The organism is Bacillus sp. 005/A4HT-01/001 (assembly GCF_004634445.1).
Lineage (GTDB): Bacteria > Bacillota > Bacilli > Bacillales > Bacillaceae > Bacillus > Bacillus altitudinis.
Genome location: NZ_SEIZ01000003.1, coordinates 51,343 through 72,590, shown reverse-complemented (window position 1 = coordinate 72,590; position 21,248 = coordinate 51,343). Strand labels below are relative to the sequence as shown.

Below are 21,248 nucleotides of genomic sequence, written 5' to 3'. Positions count from 1 at the left end.
TATAATTTCTCTGAAACGAAAGGGAATCGAGGGAGATCTGATGATTTTAACGAAGCATGACCTTCACCACTACTTGGCACAAGATCAGAAAGCACTTGCCATCAATCGAAAAAGACCAAAGTGGCTTGGGGATGATATTTGGAAATATCAAAGATATTTACGAAAATATGAGTACTATACGAATAGCGGTGCTACGTTACGCAAATGGTTTTATCGTTACTTACATAAAAAGAAAGGCATGCAGCTTGGCTTTGATATCCCAATTGGTGTATTTGGACCTGGGCTCAGAATCAACCATACTGGGCTGTTGATTGTGAACAAGCACGCCAAAATCGGATCGTTTTGTGATATTCATCAAGGCGTGAATATCGGTCAAAACCATCATGAAAAAGATGTGCCCGTCATTGGAGATCATGTATGGATCGGCCCTGGCGCTAAACTGTTTGGAAATATTTATATTGCGAATCATATTTCCATCGGAGCAAATGCAGTAGTGAATCGCTCCTTTCATGAAGAGCGGATTGTCATTGCAGGTGTCCCTGCTCAAAAAATAAAAGAAAAAAGCCCTTCTTTATGAAGGACTTACTTGACCAAAGCAGTGAGCCACATGAGATAAAATAAGATGGATAAACATGAGGATCATCCTGCCCGAGCCCCATCACCATTTATCCTAAGATGCTTTGGCGCAATCAAACCATCAATCGGTAGCAACTTGAAGTGAAACAAATCGCCACAGCCGTACTCTCTAATTTGCGTTGGAGTACCCGAAGACCAGCATGAGAAAGTACAAGACAAAGACGAGGATGGCAATCGCATAGATGAAAATGGACACAATCAGTACTGTCCAGCCCAACCCTTTTCTTCCTGTTTGAATGAGATATATTCCAAGTGTGAAGAGCCCGAGTAAAAGACCTAAGATAGCCCATAACCATTTATTTTTCCCGTGTTTTGGTGCATCAACGAATAGGTAGATTGCGACTAAGATGGATACAAACCAACCTGTAATCCATTTCACATTCATCCGCCACCCTTCTTTTTCAATTTATTGAATCTTACTATACTTTTTTCCTAATCTTAAAAACAACTATTCAAATGAATGATTCGGAAGGCTTTGCCATTCTTCTCTCAGCATCCCATACCGCATCGAATCATAATATTCCCCTTGATAGTAACGAACCTTACGCAGTCTTCCCTCAAGGATAAACCCGCATTTCTCTGCGCAACGCATCATGCGTTCATTTCCAGACCAGGTGGTCAGACCGATGCGTGGAATATCAATGTGTGAAAAGAGTTCATCGATCCATAGACGCAATGCCTTCGTTCCAACGCCCCCATTCCAAAAACGTGAGTCATAAATAAGAATCCCGCACTCCAGCCAACGTGTGCGCTCATTCTCCCAATAATAAGAAACTGTGCCCTTTAATTCACCTCCGACATCAATGCCAAATAGTTTTGGCAGGACAGAATCATCCTGTAAATAGCGTTTTTTAAATGCAGCAAGCGATATGTCATGTTCAATAAAATACGGTGCATTCCACTTTCGATAGGCCTGGTCTGGTGCTTTAAACCTTAAATGCCATACCACTTCTAAATCGGTTTCGTCTAATGGACGTATGCTCACAATCTCTTCTTTTTTTCCTTTCATCTGTTCACGTTCCTTTACTTTGTCGTTCTTTTAGCAAGATGACGATACTCGATAGGCGTCATGCCTTCATTTTGCCGAAACAGCTTTGAAAAATACGTTGGGTCATCAATGCCTACATGTTCTGCAATGAGAGCTATTTTTTCATTCGTTGAAGCAAGCAGGCTTTTGGCTTTTTCAATTTTGAGTCGATTGATGTACTGGCTCGGCGTCAGTCCGTACACGGTCTGCATGCACCTTGTCATGTAATCAGGATGATAATGAAGAATCTCTGCCAGCTTCTCCATCTGTAATTTTTGTGTAAAATGACGTTCAAGATAGTGAACCACTTCTGAAGCGACAGTCTCCTTTGCACTTGGAATATGAAATGCTTCTTTTTGTAAATGAATGAGCATTTCCTCAAATTGAAGCTGCTTTTTGAGCTGAAGTTCAGACGCATCATCATTTAAAGCGCGCATCGCTGAAAGATGCTTCTGTAGCACGCTTTCCCCTTTCACTTTTCCTTTTCGGGGCAGACGAAATTCATAGCTTGCTGCTTTTTCAAAAGTGGCTTGATTTTGCTTCATGTCAAACCAGTGTTCTCTCGGCCGATCTGTAAACTCAAATGAATCAATTGAAAAATGCAGCCACTCATAAAGTGTTTCTTCTTTGCATGGCAGATGTCCACCATGGGCAAGTCCCGGTGATAAGATGATATATTCTCCTTCTTTTACGTGATGAGGCACCTCGTCTTCTGTGATCCACAGTTCACCTTTCGTGACATAAAGAAGATCAAATACGGTGAAAATTCTGGAGATATGTCGTTCTCCTGGGTGGAATACACCTTTGCCTGAAGCAATATAGACTGGAAATGGCGGTACAGTAAATGTAATAAACGGACCCATATTCATCCCCTTATGAAGTCGGATTTCTCCAATAAGTTTCGGTTTCATCTCTTCTTATTATAGTCGATGCAAGGTACACTATAAATCGGATTTATACGAAAGAAGGTGATGTGATGAAACCACAAGCACTGACAATACAAAAGGTTCAAGCCAAAAGTGAAAAATCCCACCCTTCATTATTTGCATTAACTTGGCCTATTTTTATCGAAATCTCTTTATATATGCTGATGGGGAGCGCAGATACACTGATGCTCAGCCAGTATTCTGACAATAGTGTTGCCGCAGTAGGGGTAAGCAATCAGCTATTAAATCTATTGATTGTGATGTTCAGCTTCATTACGACTGGGACGACGATTGTCATTGCGCAGCTTTTAGGAGCGAGCCGCAAGCAGGAAGCGACCCAAGTTGCCTATGTATCACTAGGCACCAACTTCCTCATTAGCTTTGTGATCAGTCTTCTTATGTTTGTGTTAGCTGTGCCTATCCTGCATATGATGGGATTATCAAGCGAGCTCATGCCAGATGCAACCGTCTTTTTACAGATTGTCGGCCTGCTTTCTTTTATTCAGGCGCTCATTATGACCTATAGTGCTATTTTAAAAAGCTATGGATTCACGAGAGATACGATGTATGTCACCATCGGTATGAACCTGTTAAATGTTGCTGGTAATTATTTGGTGATCTTCGGACCATTTGGCTTCCCTGTATTAGGTGTCATGGGTGTCGCTCTTTCCACATCATTTGCACGGTTGATCGGTCTTACAGCCATGATACTCATTGTTCGACACCGCATTGGATTGCGGTTTTCATTCAAGCGAATGTTTTACATCCAGCGAACGCATTTAAAAAAACTGCTAAAAATCGGCATTCCTTCTGCTGGAGAACAACTTTCTTATAATGGCTCGCAAATGATTATTACGCTGTTTATCACATTTATGGGCACGCAAGCACTGGCAGCAAAAGTCTATACCCAGAATTTGATGATGTTCATTATGTTATTTGGTGCTGCCATTAGCCAAGGAACACAAATCTTAATTGGGCGCCTGATCGGGGCGAAAGAATTTGATGCGGCCTATCGAAGATGCATGAAAAGCTTATACTGGGCCATTGCCATCTCGCTTCTTTCTTCTACTGCTTTATCTTTATCATCGACGCATTTACTTACTTTTTTCACTAGCAACAGTGAGATCATTCAAATAGCGAGTCTCCTCCTCATATTGACGATTATTTTAGAGCCTGGACGTTCTTTTAATATGGTCATCATCAACTCCTTGCGGGCAGCTGGTGACGCGAAGTTTCCAGTCTATATGGCGATGATTTCAATGTGGGGCATCGGCCTTCCGATCGCTTATTTATTAGGCATTCAACTTGAAATGGGCCTTATCGGGGTTTGGATTTCTTTTATCGTGGATGAATGGGTAAGAGGTATCTTCATGTATAGGCGGTGGCGTTCAAGGGTGTGGACGGAGTATCGATTTACTTCCACATAAAAAAGACTGCGGGTGCAGTCCTTTCATATTGTTGACAAAGGGCTAAAATGAACTTTATTTTACCCCTTTGTCTTCTTCTCATTACGTAATATCTTCTAAAATAAGTGCTTTTTCTTGTGTTGAAATATATGACCGCTTCGTAAAGACGCAGTATTCGTTTTCTCTAGTTTTATCTAAAATAGCCTTATAAAAGTGAGCAGCTGCTTTCACTGATATCCTTGAATAAAGTGGGAATTCATGGAGATGGTCAAAAAATTCCTCATAGTACGCCTCTGCCTCAAAAGCAATATATTCCCATACATGCTGGAAGGCTTGATTGACGATCCCTTCTTGTAATTCTTGCTCTGTATACCCAAATTGATCCATGACTTGTTTTGGCAAATAAATGCGGTTCCTTTCCGCCTTATCCTCACCAATGTCTCGAAGAATATTGGTCAACTGCATGCCAATCCCAAGGGAAATCGCTGCTTCTTTTAGCTGTTCTTTTTTACGCGGTGCAATGATCGGAAGCAGCATTAATCCAACTGTACTTGCGACATGATAGGAATAGATGAGCAGTTCATCTAACGTTTCATATCGATGTTGCTCTAAATCCATCTCCTGTCCTCGCAGCAGGTCACGGAATGGGGATTCATCCATACGAAACTGTTGAAATGTATACTCCAGCGCCACCCACATTGGATCATCACGATCTACTTCTCCTTGCAAGAAACGATTAAATGCCTCCTGAAAAGACGCCAGTTCTTCCTTTGGTGAAGGAGACTCATCTACAATGTCATCCGCTCTCCTACAAAAAGAATATACGGCCCAAACAGCCTGTCTTTTCTTTTTAGGCAGCATGGAAAAGGCACGATAAAACGTTTTTGAATGGGTTTGAATGGTCTCTTCACATATTTTCAATGCTGTTTGCACATCAACCACTTAGCTTCACTTCCTTTCTGTTGTTCAGCTCTTTAAGCAGTACAGAAGCCATGAGCTTTGCACTTTGCATCACGATCGGTACCCCGCCGCCGGGATGGATGGATGCACCTACCGCATATAGATTGTCTACATCTGCAACCTTTACTTGTGGGCGAAACACACCTGATTGAAACAAATTAGGAGCGAGGCCAAAGCTGCCGCCTTCAAACAATCCTTCTCGCATTGAATCATTCGGTGTTCTCACCTTTTTCCAGACAACCGCCTCTCGCAGCTGTGGAAAGCCTCTTTTCTCAAGACGCTCCACCATTTTATCCACAAAGTCTGTCTCTTGTTCCCAATTGATGTGATCTCCTGATGGAACAGGAATGAGCATATATAGGACACTGCTGCCTTCTGGGGCAAGGGATGGATCGATGGTCGATGGATTAAAAGTATAAAATGATGGATCTTGAGGTATCGTTTTCGTTTGGAACACCTCTCTCATATGCTGATCAAAGTGTTCTCCCATGAAAAATTGATGAACAGGTGCTTCATCGTATACTTTGTTTAACCCTAGATACACCATCACGCAGCCGGAGGATGGAACGTATTTACGCCGGTCTTGTTCACCTAAACCAAGCTGTTTTAACGCCGCTGGATAATCTCCGTTCATCACAAATGCATCAGCTGCTATGTGTTCATCATTTATTTTTGCCTTGACCACACGTTTCCCCTCAAACTCAAATTGTGCGACTTCTTCACTTTTTCTTATGCGTACACCCGTCTTTAAGAGCTGTCTCTCCAATATATCTACTAAACTCGCATATCCGCCTTTTAAATAGTAAATTCCGTGTGCGTGCTCACTATATGAAACAAGCGAATAAATGGCGGATGCTTCATACGGATTTCCTCCGACATAGAGGGTTTGAAGTGCATATGCATCTCGGAGGCGCTCATCTGAAAAATATTTTTTGAGAGAACTTTGAACGGTTCGATATGCTTTTAATTTCATTAAAATCTTCATGTTCGCTTTTGTAAAAAAGGTTCGTTTTTCATGAAATGATTTTTCTAGAAAAGCTTCCTGCCCTTCTTGAAACCGATCCGTCATTTCTTGCATAAATGTTAAATATCCCTGTTCTTCCTTTGGAAATACACGTTTGATTTCTTCTAGTTGTCGCAGTGTATCAGAGTATTTCGTATAGGAGGTTCCATCTTGATAGTGGATCGTATACAGCGGATCGAGCTGCAAGAGATCAAGAGATGTTTCATCAATGCCTACGTCATGTAAAATGCCTTTTAACATATCAGGAAGTAGGACAATGGTCGGACCTTCATCTACTTTATATCCTTTCTCACGTACAAAAGCAAGTCTCCCGCCGAGCCGTTCATTTTTTTCAACAAGGGTGACATCATGTCCAGCTTTTTTTAAATAGAGGGCTGAGATCATTCCGCCAATACCGCCGCCAGCAATCAATATATGTTTTTTCATGAGGCGCTCCCCTTTTCTTGATGTGGCACTCTTTTATGCGTATGTTTCTCTTTTGACAAAATCGCATTTGTCGTAATACGCGCTGATTCTAAAATGGTTGGCAATCCGCTGCCCGGGTGGGTTCCTCCACCAACGAGCCAGCAGTGTTTCAACTCATCAAATTCATTATGCGGCCTGAGTACCATCATCTGCGTCAACTGATGACCAAGATTAAATGTAGCTCCTTCATACACGTACAGCTCTTCTTCCCAATGCTTCGGCGTGATCATCCGCTCGACTTCAATATGCTGCCTGATATTCTTAAAGCCCGTTTTCCGCTCCAGTGTATCCAGCACAAGCTCTCTAAATTCTTCTTGATACGCTTCCCAGTCAATACCGCTTTGATTATTGGCAACGGGTGCTAACACATAAAGAGCGGACTTGCCTTTTGGCGCAAGCGAATCATCTGTCACACTTGCATTTTGAATATAAATGGACGGATCATCCGGCAGCTCAAAGGTTTTCGTAATCTCTTTGACGAACTTCGCATAGTCATCGGAAAAAACGATGGTATGATGCGGCTCATCATATATCGTATCTAAACCTAGGTACAGCATAAAGGTGGAGCATGAGAATTTTTTCTTTTTCAGTTTCTTCTCGCTATATTTCTTTAAAAGACCCGGCTCTACAAGCTTTGTCATCACGTGTGCAAAATCACCATTTACGACGACCTCATCTGCCTGTATTTCTTCACCAGTTTCTAAGCGAATGCCCTTCACTTTCCTGCCCTCCGTCAGCAACTTCTCAACTCCAGTTGATAGATGAAGGGTAGCCCCAGATTCAACAGCTGCCTTTGCCATCGCTTCTGACAGCTGATTCACTCCGCCTTTCGGATGATAAACGCCTGTGTCATGCTCCATAAAGGAAAGAATTGAGAACGCTCCTGGGCATTCCCAAGGTGACATCCCTAAATATTTTGATTGGAATGTAAAGGCATATTTCACTGATTCATTTGAGAAATAATCCGACAGCACATCATATAAGCTTTTATTTAATGAGAGCTGAGGAAGTGCTTTGATGACTTTTGGACGCAAATAATGATGGAAACGATCCATTTTACTTTGTAGAATCGGCGTTAGGCGGTCCATTTTTCGTTTTGTATCATTCATAAAACGTACATACCCCTCGCCCTCACCAGGTGCAAAGGCTTCTAGTCGTTTGTACATTTCGTCTCGATCTCGAATCATATCAAGCTTCTCATCTTGAAAGATTAACCTATACATTTCTTTTAATTCAATCACATCTATATAATCATAGAGATTTTTACCGGCAAAGGTGAATAGTTCCTCTGCAATATGAATCATACTGAGAAAAGTAGGACCTGTATCAAACGTGAAATCACCAAGTTGAAACTTAGAGTTACGTCCGCCAACAAAGGACTGTTTTTCATATATATGAACATCATGTCCTTTGCTTTGCAACATCATAGCTGCTGCAAGTCCCCCTGGTCCTGCTCCGATCACAATGATTTTCATTATCCTTTTTCCTCCAAATTAATTCACTTTAAGTTAATTATACAAATTGGAGCGGTTAGATCAACTTTTGATGTGCTCTAAAAGTCTCATGTTATGTATCAAAAAAGCCGACTTCCTTTCAACAAGTGCAAGAAAGCCGACCCTTTGTTATGCTTCTATATCAATTCGATATGTTTCAAACCAATGATGAATCTGTGCCAAATGGGCAATGAGCTGTGGGCCTTTCATTAACTGACCATACCAAGGAACCTGGAAAGAAGCCCCTTCTGTTTCAATCAGCTGTTTTAATTGATGTGGATCTAAAAATTCATGAAGCACAGAATCTTTTTGCGCGAGACAATCTGTTAACATCTCTTTTACCGCCTGAGTATAAGCAGGATGATGTGTTTTCGGATAAGGGCTCTTCTTGCGATAAAGCACTTCATTCGGTAAAATTCCCTCTAATGCTTTTCTCAAAACCCCTTTTTCTCGATTTCCATACATTTTCATTTCCCAAGGAATATTCCATACATACTCAACAAGACGATGATCTGCGAATGGTACACGTACCTCAAGGCTCGCCCCCATGCTCATACGATCTTTTCGATCCAGCAGTGTTGTCATAAACCAAATCATATTTAAGTAAAAAAGTTCTCTTCGGGCTTTATCTACTCCAGTTTCCCCATCTAAAAGAGGGGTTTCTGCCACGGTTTCTTCATATTTGCTTTGCGCATATTCCTTCAGTGATAATTTCTTTTGCCATGAGTCTTGAAGAAGCTGAATGCGTGCTTCCGTTGATCTCATCCACGGAAATCCATTGGTTTCGCTTGCCATGTGAAACCATGGGTAACCTCCAAAAATTTCATCTGCACATTCACCTGATAAACCAACAACAAAATCCTTTTTAATTTCTCGGCAGAACCATAGTAAGGAAGAATCAATATCTGCCATCCCCGGCAAATCTCGCACTTCAACCGCTTCTTTCAAATAAGAAGCCAGCTCTTTTTGCCCGATGATACAGCTGTGATGATTCGTTTGAAACGCTTTGGTCATTCGATCAATCCACGGCCCGTCAGCATTGGGCTGAAATTGACTTGCTTCAAAGAATTGATCATTTCCGTCGTAATCAACGGAATACGTATGCAGCGGGGCTTTCCCTATTTTCTCAAAGTGCTTGGCGGCAATGGCCGTAATGGCACTAGAATCCACGCCGCCCGATAAAAACGTACATACAGGCACATCAGAGACGAGCTGTCTTGTAACGGCATCCGTAAAGAGTTCCTTCACGTGCTGAGCGGTGTCATCAAGCGAGTCTGTATGCTGCTTGCTTTTGACATTCCAGTACCTCCACACACGCAAACCATCTTTTGAGAAGGTTAAAGCATGAGCAGGTCTCAGTTCTTTCACCCCTTTAAATACGCCTTGCCCTGGTGTTCTAGACGGCCCTAAACCAAAGATTTCTGATAACCCTTCATGATCCACTTTGGCTTTCATTTCAGGATGAGCCAGAAGTGCTTTGATTTCTGAGCCAAACAAAAAGGAATGATGACGTTCTGTATAGAAAAATGGCTTGACACCCAGCCGGTCTCTCGCTGCAAATAATAATTCACGCTCACTATCCCAAATGACAAATGCAAAAATTCCATTAAAATGGGTCACACACTCTTCCTTCCATTCTGTATAGGCGTGAAGAAGAACCTCTGTATCAGAATGCCCAAGAAAGCGGTGCCCCCTTTTGAATAATTCTTTTCGTATATCCTCCGTGTTATAGAGTTCTCCATTGTATACCACCGTATAATCATGGTGTTGATGGGTATATGTCATCGGCTGCTTTCCGCCTTCAACATCGACAACGGCTAACCGTTTATGGCCGAAAAGAACGTGCTCACTTTTCCACGTATTTGTATCATCCGGCCCTCGTTTAGATAATGTATCTGTCATTTGATTGATTACATGATCCTGTTGGATGAGCTGCTTTTTAAAGTCTGCCCAGCCTGTTATTCCACACATCATCATCAGCTCCCATCCGTTTTTCATCAAGTGTTCTCATTTAGCCTTTCTTAGTTTATGCATCGTCTCCTTGATAGTTGATTTGTCCTTTTTTCCGCCTGTGTATAGGACAAGCTTCATTTGGTAAGAAAAGAAAGAGGAAAGGAGGTTTTGCGAATGGAGAACCGCATGACCTATCTTCAGCAAAACCACCCAAAATGGTGTAACGGGTACTTACTGATGGAAAACGGTCATTGTCTGATTGAAGACGAAGAAGGAGATATCATGCTGCCTGAAAGCCTTCAAAGTTCTATGATCTGTTTGAAAGAAAAGGATCGATGGACAAAAGGAGAATTGCTCGGGTCTGTCGTTCTTTGTGAGAATGGGAAGTTGATGGAGGTAAAAGGCGGTGAACGCATTCAATATCCAGCGTCTCTTTCTAAAGGGTGGCTTGATTTGCTCATGTTCGTACCAGAAAGCGTCTTTTATCAGATCATTGACCATGTAGAACAGCTTGGCTTTTCCGTCTATGATTGTGTCTTCTCTTCCTTCCATCCTTCTCATCGCGTGTCTTTTTTTCAGTTTTCAGGAGACATGCAATCACTTGCCCTTCAATGCCACCATCATTCGGACGCAAATCAAGTTCACTTGGAATGGACGACATCTGACGGTCACCGGCTGATGTCTCAGTTTGATCTCACATAAAAAGGGCACTGCTTTTGATAAGCAATGCCCTTTTTATCTTAAAAGATATGGAAACCGATCGGCAGACGTAAGCCGAGAAGAATGGTCACAATGGCAACCACGATAAAACCAATGAATACACCCGTCACCGATTTTCCTTTTTTCTTGCGTACCAGGACCATTTCCATGAAACCAATCACAAGAATACCAAGTATCATTTTTCCAACATACTCGCCCCCGTAACCCGGGATTTTCATTCCTGTGCGAACATACAACTCTACACCCGTTGCAATAATAATCAAGTAAAATAGGCGTACGATCATATGCACAATTTTAGCGCCTTTATCGTTTTTACCTGCTAATGCAAAGGCAACGAAAAATAAAATAATACCTAGCACCCACGCTGTAATATGTAAATGTGTTCCCATTTGTGATTTCCCCCTTTATCAGAACAATTACCTTCTCATCGTACCACGAAATAAGTCGAACACAAAGCGACAATCCTGTGTCAACACGCCTTTATTTGACGCGATTTGATAACGTCCCAATTGGTTCAATTGTTACTTCAATCTGATCGCCTGAGGCTAAAAATTTTGGCGGTTCAAAACCTTTGCCGACTCCAGAGGGTGTACCTGTTGCAATGATGTCTCCCGCTTCCAGCGTCATCCCTTTTGAAAGAGTTGACACAATGTCTTCAATTGGGAAGATCATTAATTCCGTACTGGCAGACTGACGAACCTCTCCGTTTACCTTTGTTTCCACATGGAGTGCTCCATGATCCTCGATCACTGACTTGTGAACGATATAAGGTCCCATTGGACAAGTTGTATCTAAGCTTTTTCCGATGAAAAATTGTTTGTGTTTTTTCTGCAAATCTCTTGCCGTTATATCATTTAAAATGGTGTAACCGAAAATGTAATCTTGGACCTCTTCTGGAGCAATATTCTTTCCTGTTTTGCCAATGACAATGGCAAGCTCCCCTTCGTAATCCAATTCACTTGTCACATCTTCATGGAGAAGAATGTCCGCTTCATGCCCTACAACAGAGGTAGGCGCCTTTGTAAAGATCATCACGTCTTTAGGAATATCTGCCGCACTTCCCATTTCCATGACGTGATCTTGATAGTTTTTCCCAACACACATGATGTTTTTCGTTGGTTTTGGAATCGGTGCATGGAGTGTCACGTCCGAAAGCGGATAGACATAAGAGCCGCGGTCTTCTTCTTTTTTCTCCGCCCAATCAAGAAGCTGTTTGACGTGTTCGACAAACTTGTCCCCCATGTTGATGCATTCAGATAAAGAGTTTGGCAATGTTTCTAGCTCAAATAGTTTTGCTTCTGCCTTTTTGACGTCCATCACCCATTCATCATCAATGACGACCCCGATAAACAATCTGTTATGTATCTCACCTGTAAAAAACTTCATGTTTTCCCCTCACAATCTTCATTTCAATACATTATGATGTCTCATTTTTATTTCTCTACGAAATAAAAAAAACCCTTTTTTATCATACTCTCTTTTAAAAAGGGTTTCAAAAATGAAGACCTGACATTTAGCGGTAGCGTCGATACTCCCACATATTCCCTTGATCCCATTTACGATCAACATTTCCTTGATGGCGGGAATGATGTTTTTTCTTCCCGCATCTTCGGCAAGAGTGACTCCGTTTGTGATGAGAACGTTTAGATCGATGGCTACGGTGTGATTTGCGGCAGCTTTTCTTATGATGTGATCTGTGTTTGCTGCGGCATGATTTTTTTGGTTCACTCTTTTTGCTACGGCAAGACTTTTTGCTTTTATACGACTTTTTACTTTTGCATGGTTTCTCGCTCTTTACACTTTTCTTTGAGCAGCGACTTTTTTTAGAACGATAGCTTTTATGGCTTTTTTTGCTGCGATGTGACTTACGGCAGCCGCCTCCACCAAAGAACCAGTGACGGCGATTTGAATGACGAGAACGAGATGATTTGTGCGAATGTCCCGATTCAGGTTCACGATCTAAGTGATGATCACGCCCCTCACTTCGAAGTGAATCAACTGCATGCTCAATATGAGAATGATCAAATGTGCTCACGAACAATTCCCCTCCCAATCTGTGCTGACAAAACAAACAGACAAAGCTGTTTATCTTCTCTGCTTTATGTTACGAGACTCGATAGACAAGTGTTCTTGGCGAATGCCTCTTTCTTATAAAACTCCATGAATACCTATCAGCAGGTACAGGACATTCCTTCATTTTCATATAGTGGAGGAGATATAGGAGGGTGATGAACGCATGGACACAGAACCTTTAAAACAACTGGATATCTGGATTCATCCAAAAGATCTCATGGAATTAAAAAAGGACGTATGGAACGATGAACCCGTTGAGGCCATTCTGAAAACCGGCCAAACCAAGTCACATATTTATGCCTCATACCGAGGATCACACATTCGAAAGCTCAAGAAAAAATCATATCAAATTGAATATCGAAAACCAAAGCAAAGACAGGGCGAATCCCTTTTTCACTTAAATGCAGAGTACAATGATCCTTCTTTCATTCGCAACAGGCTGTCTTTTTATTTCTTTGAACAAATGGGTGTCTTCAGCCCCTCCGCTTCTCATGTGTTTCTGACCATTAATGGAAGAAAAGAAGGCATTTATTTAAAAATAGAATCTGTAGATGAGCTGTTCCTCCAAAAACGACAGCTGCATGGAGGCGGCATTTATTATGCTGTAGATGATGACGCCAACTTCTCTCTTTTAAGTTCATTTGATAAAAAGCCAAAAAAACATCTTCTTCTCGGTTATGAGAAAAAAACGGGAACTCCTGAACACGACAAGCAGCTGAGTGAATTTATTTACTTTTTGAACACCGCAAGGGACGACACGTTTGCAAATAAGATTGAGCAGTACCTTGATGTGACACAATATTTTCGCTGGCTCATTGGTGTCGTGTGTACCCAAAATTTTGATGGCTTTGTTCATAACTATGCGCTTTATGTGAATGATCAAGGAAGGTTTCAAGTAATGCCTTGGGATTATGATGCGACTTGGGGTCGTGATATTCACGGAGAAGAAATGGCGTTTGATTATATTCCAGTCAGCGGTTTCAATACATTAACCGCTAGATTACTAGACATCCCTGCATTTAAAAGAGACTATTATGCCCTTTTCCAGCACGTACTAGATACACATTTTTTAGAAAACCGGCTTCTCCCCATCATTGAGACATGGCATGCTTCGATTGATCAGCGAATTGGAGATGATCCATATACGAAAAACCGACAAGACATGCTGCGTTCAGAGCGAGAATTAATCCGACAGTATATCAACAAAAGACGACGTTATTTACAAACTGAGATTAAAAAAGAGACATCGCGCCTGTAAAGACACTTTCGAATTTTGTCACTTTAGTTCTCATATTGACGAAAGAGCTTTTTTTATAGAAAAATAGGGTATACTAACCATATCCTTCTATTTGATAAAAAATGTGAGAGTTGGCGTCCGTTATGATCAATTATGAAATTGAACAAAAAAGATTACATTTAATTGAGACCGCAAAAAAATTCGGAATGAATGCCGAAGAAACCATCAGGTGCAGTCAAGAGCTTGACACACTCTTAAATAAAGGCATCAAAACCACCTCTAAAGAATGCTCGAATAAAGGGTAAACCATACACTTCATTCCTCTCATCAAAGTTCTTCAAAAAGACAATCACATATTAAAAGACCCATCATAAGCTATGGTGAAACGCCCAAAAACGAAGTGCCCTATTTTTCTAAAGGATGTGCACCGCTATGCCGGCTATTGTTGGAGCCTTTAAAGTAAATGCCGTCGGAACGAGCGGAGTCGTTCATGTTGGAGATTGCATCACCATTTCTCCAAATAGTCAGGTTAAAACGTTTGCTGGCGCAGGCAGTTTTAACACTGGTGATCAATTACGCATTAGCAACTATAAAAGTGTGACAAATACGTATGATAGTGATGTCATTGATCAACCGCTTGTTGGTAACTTGTAAGGAGTGAGAATCCGTTGAACTTCTATATTAATCAAGCGATACAAATTAATTACTTACGTGTGGAGTCTGTGAGTAACTCATCCGTTCTGCAAATCGGCAGTGCTGGATCAATCAAAGCACTCTCCAATCTGTATAACACTGGTAGCTACGTAGAAGCAGCACCTGCCGCAGCAGGCACACAAGGAATTGAAGAGTCTCAAGGCGCAAGCACGGCACCTTTTGTACCGCTTCAGTCACCAACAACATAAGTTCATCTGCAATCCCCGGAGGTGTATGCATATGTATGACTATCAAAACAGCGCTTCACAAATGTATGGCATCATTCAAAAGCAAACACAGCAAATCATGATGCTTGAAAAAAGGCTTAACGAGCTTCAGCAGGAAATGCAAATGATCAAAGATAAACCGACAACAACGATTGAACGGATTGATTATCAATTTGATCAACTGAAAATCGAGCGGCTGGAAGGCACATTAAATATCGGTCTCAATCCATCTGATCCAAATAGTGTTCAAAATTTTGAAGTGGGCCAAACAACAACCCCGGGAATTGGAATGATGCAGCAAGAAATGGCTGATCAATTTTTCAATCAAACACGCCAGCTTGTCGATGCATTCTTAAATGAAGAAGCACCGCAGCTTCTTGAAGAACTAGAGCAGCGATACGAAGGCTCGCTTGATGAAAGCAACAAACACCATATCATTGAGGACATTCGAAAACAAATAGACAGCAGAATCAAATATTATGCGGGGCAGCTGCCACAAAGGGAAGATATGACCCCGCTTCAACGTTCCGAGCAAATTGCTGAATACGTGAAACATGATGTCAAACGGGCAATCGAGCACTTTTTAGCCCATATTCCAAATGAAACGAAAGGAGAGGAAAACGGATGAATTTCACAGTCGTCAACCGCAACATCGAAACCGGAAGCATTAAAGTAGTTGGGGTATCGTCCTCTTCCCTATTTATTATCGGGGACACGGACCATGTACAACTGTCATCGATTTTCGATACACCGCCAGAATCATTAATTATTGGCCCGTTTGTTCCTCTAGCCCCTCGATAATGATCAAGCGCACATCTCAAGTGAAGTTCTCGAAGGTGAATTCTGTCGGGATCGCGAGTGTTGTTCAAATTGGTGATACACAAGAGCTATGCCCGAACGTGAAGGTGTTAGCTGTTCAGCGAACCATTAGTTTGTTTTATGGAAATGAAGCTGAAAACCTAGATGCAAAAGAATTTGAAGTGTATTATGAGCCGATCCCATTGATGTTACCAGAACGAGCGGTTAGAACGGCCTTTTATCATGAAAAGCCTCTCATTAAAGTGTCGTCCATTCATGTAGAAGGGGTCTCTTCTTCGTCTATCTATCAAATTGGCTCTACGTGCGGAATAAATGCCGTTGCGCGAGTGAAGCATATTCGAGAGTTATTTAGCAACAATGACGAACATCCGCCAAACTCACAATTGGACCTACCTGCGCATATGATGGTGATATGACTTCGAATAAAGGATGTCGATTATGCCAGCAATTGTCGGACCCATTTACATTAACTCGATTTCTGGGGGCGTCGTAAACGTCGGTGACTCATTTTATCTTTCGCCTAAAAGTTCTTCAAAATCTGCTTTAGGCTCTGGAGCGGGGAATACCGGAGATTTCTTGATTTTAAATAATGGCATTAGCGCCACCAACTATGTGGATCCTGACTTAAATGATCAGAATATGGTAGGCAATGCATAAAGCGGCTCCTCTACACTCATTTCATTTAGAGGAGCGCTTTTTTATGCTCATTTCTTTCTACGTTGTCTTGATTTCTTTGTTTTGACCAGCTTGCTTGCCGGCTGCTTTCGAATCCATTTGATGTACGGAACAAGCTTTTCATCTTGTCTTAGTGCATCCAGCGTATTCAAACGTGCGGCAAGCTCCTGGTTTGTATAAAGAGCATGTACCTGTTTATGGCAAGGGATACACAGGAAGGCAGTCGGTAGAAAGGCCCCTCCCTCTTCTCTTGGCGTCAAGTGATGTTCCGTAAGGACGACCTCTTGTCTTCCGCACAGCTCACATAATCCAATCGTTTGCTTTGCCATCCTGAGATCACCTCACTTTACATTAATTCCATCGAGACTGTTGTTCCTTTCCCGCTTGGATCTGCTGGGTGGACAATCAGTTTCTTTGGCAGTCTCATCTTTAATTCTTCCACATGGCTAATCACACCAACGGCCAAATTTTGAGACTGTAGCTTCTCTAATGCTGTAATCACCGTATCTAACAAGTCTTGATCGAGCGTACCAAATCCTTCATCTAAGAAGAAGAATTGCAGCGGGAACTCACCTCTCAGCTGAATTTGTGCAGACAGAGCAAGGGCAAGTGCTAAAGACGTCAGGAAAGTTTCTCCCCCAGACAAGCTGGATACCGGACGTCTGACACCTCCATTGGCATCATCCCGCATCACAAAACCGCCCTCTGAATCGACTTCAATGGCATACCTTTGTCTTGTCAAAATCCCAAGACGATGAGAAGCATCACGGCTGACACTTTCTAGCTGTTCTTCTGCTAGGAACTCAACAAACGTATTCCCTTTAAACACAGTTTGAAGCTTATCCAGCCGGTCAATTTCTTGTTGCAATTCTTCAAGACGTTCATGAATGCTTGCAAAGCGCTGATGGTTTGTTTCAATCACTCGCAGATGCTCTTGTGCAGATCCACTCAGCGCTGTCGCTTCTTCAAGCGCTTTTTCCGCCGCTTCTTTTTTTAGTTGAATGTCTGTCCACTCGTCTTCATCCAGCGACTCACCTTTTAACAGTTCAGAAATTCGCTTTAAGTTTGCTGCACATTGCTTTCTTTTATCCTCAAATTCATCAATTTCCTGTTTGACTGTAAGACGTACAGATCGATCCATTAAAGCAGGTTGAATCTCCTGCGGCTGATCAAAAGGAGTAGGTCCTGTTTCTTTTTGCCATGCTTCCTCAGCTTCTTGTTTTCGCCGCTTAGCCTCTTGGAGCTGACGTTCACTGCTTGAGAAATGGCTTTGCGCCTCACTAAATAATTGCTGTGCATGCTTTAATTGCTCGTACGAATGCTGTTCTTTTTCATTTAGATGAGCAAGAGATTGTTGAACTTCGTCCAGTTCATCAGAAAGAGAAGCGGCTTTTAAAGGATATCGCTGTAAATCTGTTTCATATTGATCGATCAGGTGCTGCTGGCTTCCCAGCTGATGCGCCAGCTTATCGAGTTCCTTCTCTAGATCGTATATGGCTGTTTGCAGATGCTCTTTTGCCTGCTGTTTTTCCTCTAGAAAAGAAATACTCTTCTCAATACGCTCTTGATAACCTTCCGCTTGTTGATCCTTTTCATCAATTTGTTGCTGCATTTCCTGCACTTGGTTGATTGTCAGGTGAGGAAAGGTCTGTTCAAATTGCGTCAGTTGTTCGGAAAGCTCAGATCGAAGCTCCTTGATCAGCATGTCTAGTTCTTGTATGCGCTGCTGCTCAAATGTCAGTTGATCTTTGACTTTGCTCATTTCTGCCGCTTGATCATAAGTGACGTCCATTAAACGAGCTCGTTTGCTTTCGATTGCTTGAATATCTTGTTTTACGCCTTTCCATTCTTGAATCAGCTGGTGCAAAGACTGCGGATTCTGTACTGCTTCTACTGCTGCAGCTACTTCAGAATCGGGGGCTTTTTGAGATAAAAAGGAGAACTGTTTAACTAATTGATTGGCATGCGTTTCAAGCAGCTGCTTTGCAGCAAACATGTCTCTAGCATATTCCTCTGCCAGCTTGAGCTCTTTATCCATTTTTACAATCCATTCATCAATTTGGGCAACCGTTTCTTCATGGACATTGTCTATCACAGCCTTTGGATCATGATGAATCGATCCACAAACAGGACATGGTTCACCGTCTACTAGCTCTGCCGCTAATTCTTTTCTTAATTCTGCCGATCTGACAACATCACGCTGTTTTAATTTTTCTTGTTTTTTGTCCTGCTCTTTATGACTCCATTCTGTAAGACCTCGTTCAAATTCACATACATAAAAATACAATTGCTCTATCGCTTGAAACGATTGATTTATTTTTTCATGATGATCTTTTTGCTGTTTTTGAAGCTTTTCATACGATTGTGTCGCCTGTGCTGAACGCTGTCTTAGCTCCTCAATCTTTTGTTCTTCCTTTTGAATGCTCACATTCATTCTTTGAACATTTTCACTGAAACGAAGTGCGTCTTGTACAAGTTTCCGCTCTTTGACAGAGACTTGTAATTGTTCCAGCTCATGCTTCAACTGTGTTTGTTTCGCAAGCGCACGCTCTAATAAAGATTGCACGTTTTCGGCTTCCGCTTTTTTTTGAGTCAATTGCTGCGCTTTTTCATGGTTTTGCTGCTCTAGTACGGTCTTTTCCTGAAGAGCTGTTTCTTTTTTTCGTTCAATTTCTTTTAATTGAATCAGCTGCTCTTTCTTTTGAAGAAGCTCTGGCTCATTTTCCATTTTCTTTTGCCGCGTTTGCTCATACTCCTGCGTCATTTGATCATAGATCGTTCGTTGATGAAGTAAATGTTTTTCTGCTTCCTGCTTCTCTTTTGATGCTTGAGAGAGCTGCTTTTCAGCCTTTGTTAATGCATCCGCATAAGGCTTTAATGTCTCTGCCTGCTCTGCAATGTGAAGTTGATTCTTTTTCTCTTCCATCGTGGATGCCAGCAGATTGAGGTTGTGTTGTTCCTTCTCGTACGCTTCTTGTTCCTTTTGATACTGCCAGATGGCTTGCGCTTTTGTAAAAGCAGTGAACGCTTCGTCCCGCGTTTGTTTTTTCTCATGAAAAATAGCTTGCGCCTGCGCAGCTGCTTCTTTAGCTTTCGCTAATGCCTCTGGACCAGCTTCTCCTAATCCAGTCAGTTCAGCCAGCAGTTCGTTTTTCTGACCATAGTGTTTTTGAGCCTTTGCGCGTAAACGTTTGACGAGCTGATCACCATATTTCTCCAAATTAAACAAACGCTGCAGCATTTGGCGTCTGTCGGCTCCTTTCAATGAAAGGAATTCCGCAAACTTTCCTTGGGGTAAAACAACCGCTCTCGTAAAATCGTCAATGGTTAAACCAAGTAATTCTTCTATTTTACGATTGACCTCACTTGCTTTATCTGCAAGAACTGTCTGCGTATCACCAATTTCAATCAATCGGCATAACGTCGTTCTAACCTTCATTTCATCTGCCCGTTTAAAGGCACGTTCCACTTTATAAGAAATATGGTGTTCCCTTTGCAAAGCGAACGTAAAGGAGACAGACAGCTTTTCTTCAGCTTGGTTCAAAATACCATGCGTATTATTGAGTGCACGTTCGACCTTGCCATAGAGTGCGAGTGTCATGGCATCTAATATGGACGATTTTCCGCTTCCAGTCGGTCCAAAAATACCAAACACACCTGCATCACATAAGGAGCTAAAGTCAATGGTTTGCTCTTCTCTGAAGCTATGAAGTCCTTTAATGGTTAGCGTGATCGGCTTCAATTCGCTTCCTCCTCTTGCATGTCATTGGCAAGCTCTAAAAATAGCTTGACGGTTTTTTCATCAGGTAGACCTCCACCTGTCTGACGCTCATAAAATTTCACGAACCGCTCTTCAATCGAGAGCTTTTCCACTTGTTTTTGTTCTTCTTTTTGCTGTAACTCTTTAAACTTTGGTCTAATATGGACAAATCCACTATGCTGTTTTCTAAGCTGATGAATTTGTTCGATCGACAGCTGATCTGTTAAGTGAATCTCTAAATCAATCCAGGCTTGAAGATCCCGCTTTTCATCCAGCCAACTGTGTACTTGGCTCAGCCCTTCAGTCGCCTTCCACTTCATAAGTGGTTTACCGCTTGATAAAAACACTTCTTTCCAGCTTGCTGTTTCATTCGGTTTTGCATCCACAATGGTGACTGATTTGGCGTAGCCTGCTTCAGAAAAGCTGTATGCAAGTGGAGATCCAGAATAGCGGGCAATCGTTTTGGCGCGTTTAATGGTTTGTGGGCGATGCAAATGCCCCAGTGCGACATAACAAGCCGCCTCAGGCAGACTTTCGGCCGCAACGGTATATGCGCCTCCCACTTCAATCGGCCTTTCCGAATCCGTTTGACTGCCACCTGCCACATAAATATGACTTGTTGCGATATTAACCGTATCCGCCTGAAATTGGCTGCTTAAATGTTGAAACATTTGTTGTATTTTTAAATTGTACTGATCACGGAGCAGTTTCTCTTCAAATGTTTCAGCCAGCACTTCGTTGAGCCTTGCTTCGGACGGGTAAGCGAGTGCTGCAATAGATAGACGTTCACTTGCAGAAGGAACATCGACATGAATTAAATCATTTGTCGGATATCCAATTAAATGAATCCCCTGCTCATTCGTTAAAGGAGATGCGGCTGATAAACGGTCTGGGTTATCATGGTTGCCAGAGATCACAACCACCTGACGCTTTCCTTTATCAGATAATGCAGACAGACTTTCATAAAAAAGCTGTTCTGCGCGAGCAGGAGGGTTGACTGTATCAAAGGCATCGCCTGCCATCACAATGACATCAATGTGTTCATCCTTGACGATTTGATTTAATTCATCTAAAAACTCCGCTTGCTCCTCAAGCCTGCTTCGGCCTTCAAGGGTTTTCCCTAGATGCCAATCCGCTGTATGCAGAATCCTCAT

Annotated in this window: 24 protein-coding genes and 1 pseudogene; 11 read left to right on the top strand and 14 right to left on the bottom strand. The window is 42.0% G+C overall.

All coding sequences use genetic code 11. From position 1 onward, the window contains the following. Positions 1-40 precede the first annotated feature (40 nt). Positions 41-577 (top strand): serine O-acetyltransferase, encoded by a 537-nt coding sequence (locus ES896_RS10020; RefSeq protein WP_008348575.1) that lies wholly within the window; start codon positions 41-43, stop codon positions 575-577. Positions 578-745: 168 nt separating this feature from the next. Here ES896_RS10020 and ES896_RS10015 read toward each other — a convergent pair whose 3' ends face one another. From ES896_RS10015 to ES896_RS10005, 3 genes are all read right to left on the bottom strand, one after another. Next, positions 746-1,021, bottom strand: a complete 276-nt coding sequence (locus ES896_RS10015) for a hypothetical protein (RefSeq protein WP_035392471.1) — start codon at positions 1,019-1,021, stop codon at positions 746-748. A gap of 63 nt (positions 1,022-1,084) precedes the next feature. Then, on the bottom strand, positions 1,085-1,645 hold the full coding sequence (locus ES896_RS10010; protein WP_035392472.1) for a GNAT family N-acetyltransferase: 561 nt from the start codon (positions 1,643-1,645) through the stop codon (positions 1,085-1,087). 14 nt (positions 1,646-1,659) lie between these two features. Continuing rightward, the gene (locus tag ES896_RS10005) at positions 1,660-2,526 is read right to left on the bottom strand and encodes an AraC family transcriptional regulator (RefSeq protein WP_035392474.1); all 867 of its coding nucleotides are present in this window, start codon (positions 2,524-2,526) and stop codon (positions 1,660-1,662) included. Between the two features lie 113 nt (positions 2,527-2,639). On the opposite strand from ES896_RS10005, the gene ES896_RS10000 reads away from it, so the two are divergent. After that, positions 2,640-4,016, top strand: coding sequence for an MATE family efflux transporter (locus tag ES896_RS10000; protein WP_019743129.1), 1,377 nt, complete (start codon positions 2,640-2,642; stop codon positions 4,014-4,016). An 81-nt stretch (positions 4,017-4,097) separates the two neighbouring features. Here the strand turns inward: ES896_RS10000 and ES896_RS09995 are convergent, their stop codons facing one another. The 4 genes from ES896_RS09995 to asnB all read right to left on the bottom strand — a co-directional run bounded on the left by ES896_RS09995 (position 4,098) and on the right by asnB (position 9,908). Beyond that, positions 4,098-4,937, bottom strand: a complete 840-nt coding sequence (locus ES896_RS09995) for a phytoene/squalene synthase family protein (RefSeq protein ID WP_135226764.1) — start codon at positions 4,935-4,937, stop codon at positions 4,098-4,100. After that, on the bottom strand, positions 4,930-6,405 hold the full coding sequence (locus ES896_RS09990) for a phytoene desaturase family protein (protein WP_135226763.1): 1,476 nt from the start codon (positions 6,403-6,405) through the stop codon (positions 4,930-4,932). Before ES896_RS09990 ends, ES896_RS09995 begins: the two co-directional genes overlap by 8 nt. Continuing rightward, positions 6,402-7,919 carry a phytoene desaturase family protein gene (locus tag ES896_RS09985; protein WP_135226762.1) on the bottom strand — a complete coding sequence of 506 codons (1,518 nt, stop codon included), beginning with the start codon at positions 7,917-7,919 and terminating at the stop codon, positions 6,402-6,404. The genes ES896_RS09990 and ES896_RS09985 overlap by 4 nt, the downstream gene beginning before the upstream one ends. A 147-nt stretch (positions 7,920-8,066) precedes the next feature. Beyond that, positions 8,067-9,908 carry an asparagine synthase (glutamine-hydrolyzing) gene (gene asnB / locus ES896_RS09980; RefSeq protein ID WP_024720029.1) on the bottom strand — a complete coding sequence of 614 codons (1,842 nt, stop codon included), beginning with the start codon at positions 9,906-9,908 and terminating at the stop codon, positions 8,067-8,069. A gap of 156 nt (positions 9,909-10,064) precedes the next feature. Here asnB and ES896_RS09975 point away from each other — a divergent pair, with 156 nt between their 5' ends. Beyond that, entirely contained in the window at positions 10,065-10,592 is a 528-nt protein-coding gene (locus ES896_RS09975; protein ID WP_135226761.1) for a DUF2777 family protein, read from the top strand. 38 nt (positions 10,593-10,630) lie between these two features. Here the strand turns inward: ES896_RS09975 and ES896_RS09970 are convergent, their stop codons facing one another. The 4 genes and pseudogenes from ES896_RS09970 to ES896_RS20530 form a co-directional block, all read right to left on the bottom strand. Next, positions 10,631-10,999 carry a YisL family protein gene (locus ES896_RS09970; protein ID WP_007499115.1) on the bottom strand — a complete coding sequence of 123 codons (369 nt, stop codon included), beginning with the start codon at positions 10,997-10,999 and terminating at the stop codon, positions 10,631-10,633. Positions 11,000-11,090: 91 nt separating this feature from the next. After that, the gene (locus ES896_RS09965; RefSeq protein ID WP_099496425.1) at positions 11,091-11,996 is read right to left on the bottom strand and encodes a fumarylacetoacetate hydrolase family protein; all 906 of its coding nucleotides are present in this window, start codon (positions 11,994-11,996) and stop codon (positions 11,091-11,093) included. Between the two features lie 18 nt (positions 11,997-12,014). Further along, positions 12,015-12,338, bottom strand: coding sequence for a hypothetical protein (locus ES896_RS20225; RefSeq protein WP_113747615.1), 324 nt, complete (start codon positions 12,336-12,338; stop codon positions 12,015-12,017). 256 nt (positions 12,339-12,594) lie between these two features. Then, positions 12,595-12,645, bottom strand: a pseudogene (locus tag ES896_RS20530) (hypothetical protein); the annotation flags it as partial. Between the two features lie 201 nt (positions 12,646-12,846). Between ES896_RS20530 and ES896_RS09955 the strand changes: the two are divergent. The 8 genes from ES896_RS09955 to ES896_RS09920 all read left to right on the top strand — a co-directional run bounded on the left by ES896_RS09955 (position 12,847) and on the right by ES896_RS09920 (position 16,316). Continuing rightward, complete coding sequence (locus tag ES896_RS09955; protein ID WP_098680887.1) at positions 12,847-13,941, top strand: CotH kinase family protein; 1,095 nt, start codon at positions 12,847-12,849, stop codon at positions 13,939-13,941. Between the two features lie 122 nt (positions 13,942-14,063). Continuing rightward, on the top strand, positions 14,064-14,225 hold the full coding sequence (locus ES896_RS09950; protein ID WP_008348605.1) for an aspartyl-phosphate phosphatase Spo0E family protein: 162 nt from the start codon (positions 14,064-14,066) through the stop codon (positions 14,223-14,225). A gap of 127 nt (positions 14,226-14,352) precedes the next feature. Further along, the gene (locus tag ES896_RS09945) at positions 14,353-14,574 is read left to right on the top strand and encodes a spore germination protein (RefSeq protein ID WP_003211745.1); all 222 of its coding nucleotides are present in this window, start codon (positions 14,353-14,355) and stop codon (positions 14,572-14,574) included. A 14-nt stretch (positions 14,575-14,588) separates the two neighbouring features. Further along, entirely contained in the window at positions 14,589-14,822 is a 234-nt protein-coding gene (locus tag ES896_RS09940; RefSeq protein ID WP_003210877.1) for a spore germination protein GerPB, read from the top strand. 31 nt (positions 14,823-14,853) lie between these two features. Further along, a complete protein-coding gene (locus ES896_RS09935; protein ID WP_008348607.1) occupies positions 14,854-15,468 on the top strand; it encodes a spore germination protein GerPC in 615 nt (204 codons plus the stop codon). Continuing rightward, on the top strand, positions 15,465-15,641 hold the full coding sequence (locus tag ES896_RS09930) for a germination protein GerPD (RefSeq protein WP_003210893.1): 177 nt from the start codon (positions 15,465-15,467) through the stop codon (positions 15,639-15,641). The genes ES896_RS09935 and ES896_RS09930 overlap by 4 nt, the downstream gene beginning before the upstream one ends. Beyond that, positions 15,641-16,075, top strand: coding sequence for a spore germination protein GerPE (locus ES896_RS09925; RefSeq protein ID WP_008348609.1), 435 nt, complete (start codon positions 15,641-15,643; stop codon positions 16,073-16,075). Before ES896_RS09930 ends, ES896_RS09925 begins: the two co-directional genes overlap by 1 nt. A gap of 22 nt (positions 16,076-16,097) precedes the next feature. After that, on the top strand, positions 16,098-16,316 hold the full coding sequence (locus ES896_RS09920) for a spore germination protein (RefSeq protein WP_003211468.1): 219 nt from the start codon (positions 16,098-16,100) through the stop codon (positions 16,314-16,316). A 47-nt stretch (positions 16,317-16,363) separates the two neighbouring features. Here the strand turns inward: ES896_RS09920 and ES896_RS09915 are convergent, their stop codons facing one another. Genes ES896_RS09915 through sbcD form a run of 3 tightly spaced genes read right to left on the bottom strand, consistent with a single transcriptional unit; the run spans position 16,364 to position 21,248 of the window. Continuing rightward, positions 16,364-16,663 (bottom strand): hypothetical protein, encoded by a 300-nt coding sequence (locus tag ES896_RS09915; protein ID WP_017360217.1) that lies wholly within the window; start codon positions 16,661-16,663, stop codon positions 16,364-16,366. Between the two features lie 17 nt (positions 16,664-16,680). Beyond that, on the bottom strand, positions 16,681-20,076 hold the full coding sequence (gene sbcC / locus ES896_RS09910) for an exonuclease subunit SbcC (RefSeq protein ID WP_135226760.1): 3,396 nt from the start codon (positions 20,074-20,076) through the stop codon (positions 16,681-16,683). Continuing rightward, a complete protein-coding gene (gene sbcD, locus ES896_RS09905; RefSeq protein WP_025207109.1) occupies positions 20,073-21,248 on the bottom strand; it encodes an exonuclease subunit SbcD in 1,176 nt (391 codons plus the stop codon). Before sbcD ends, sbcC begins: the two co-directional genes overlap by 4 nt.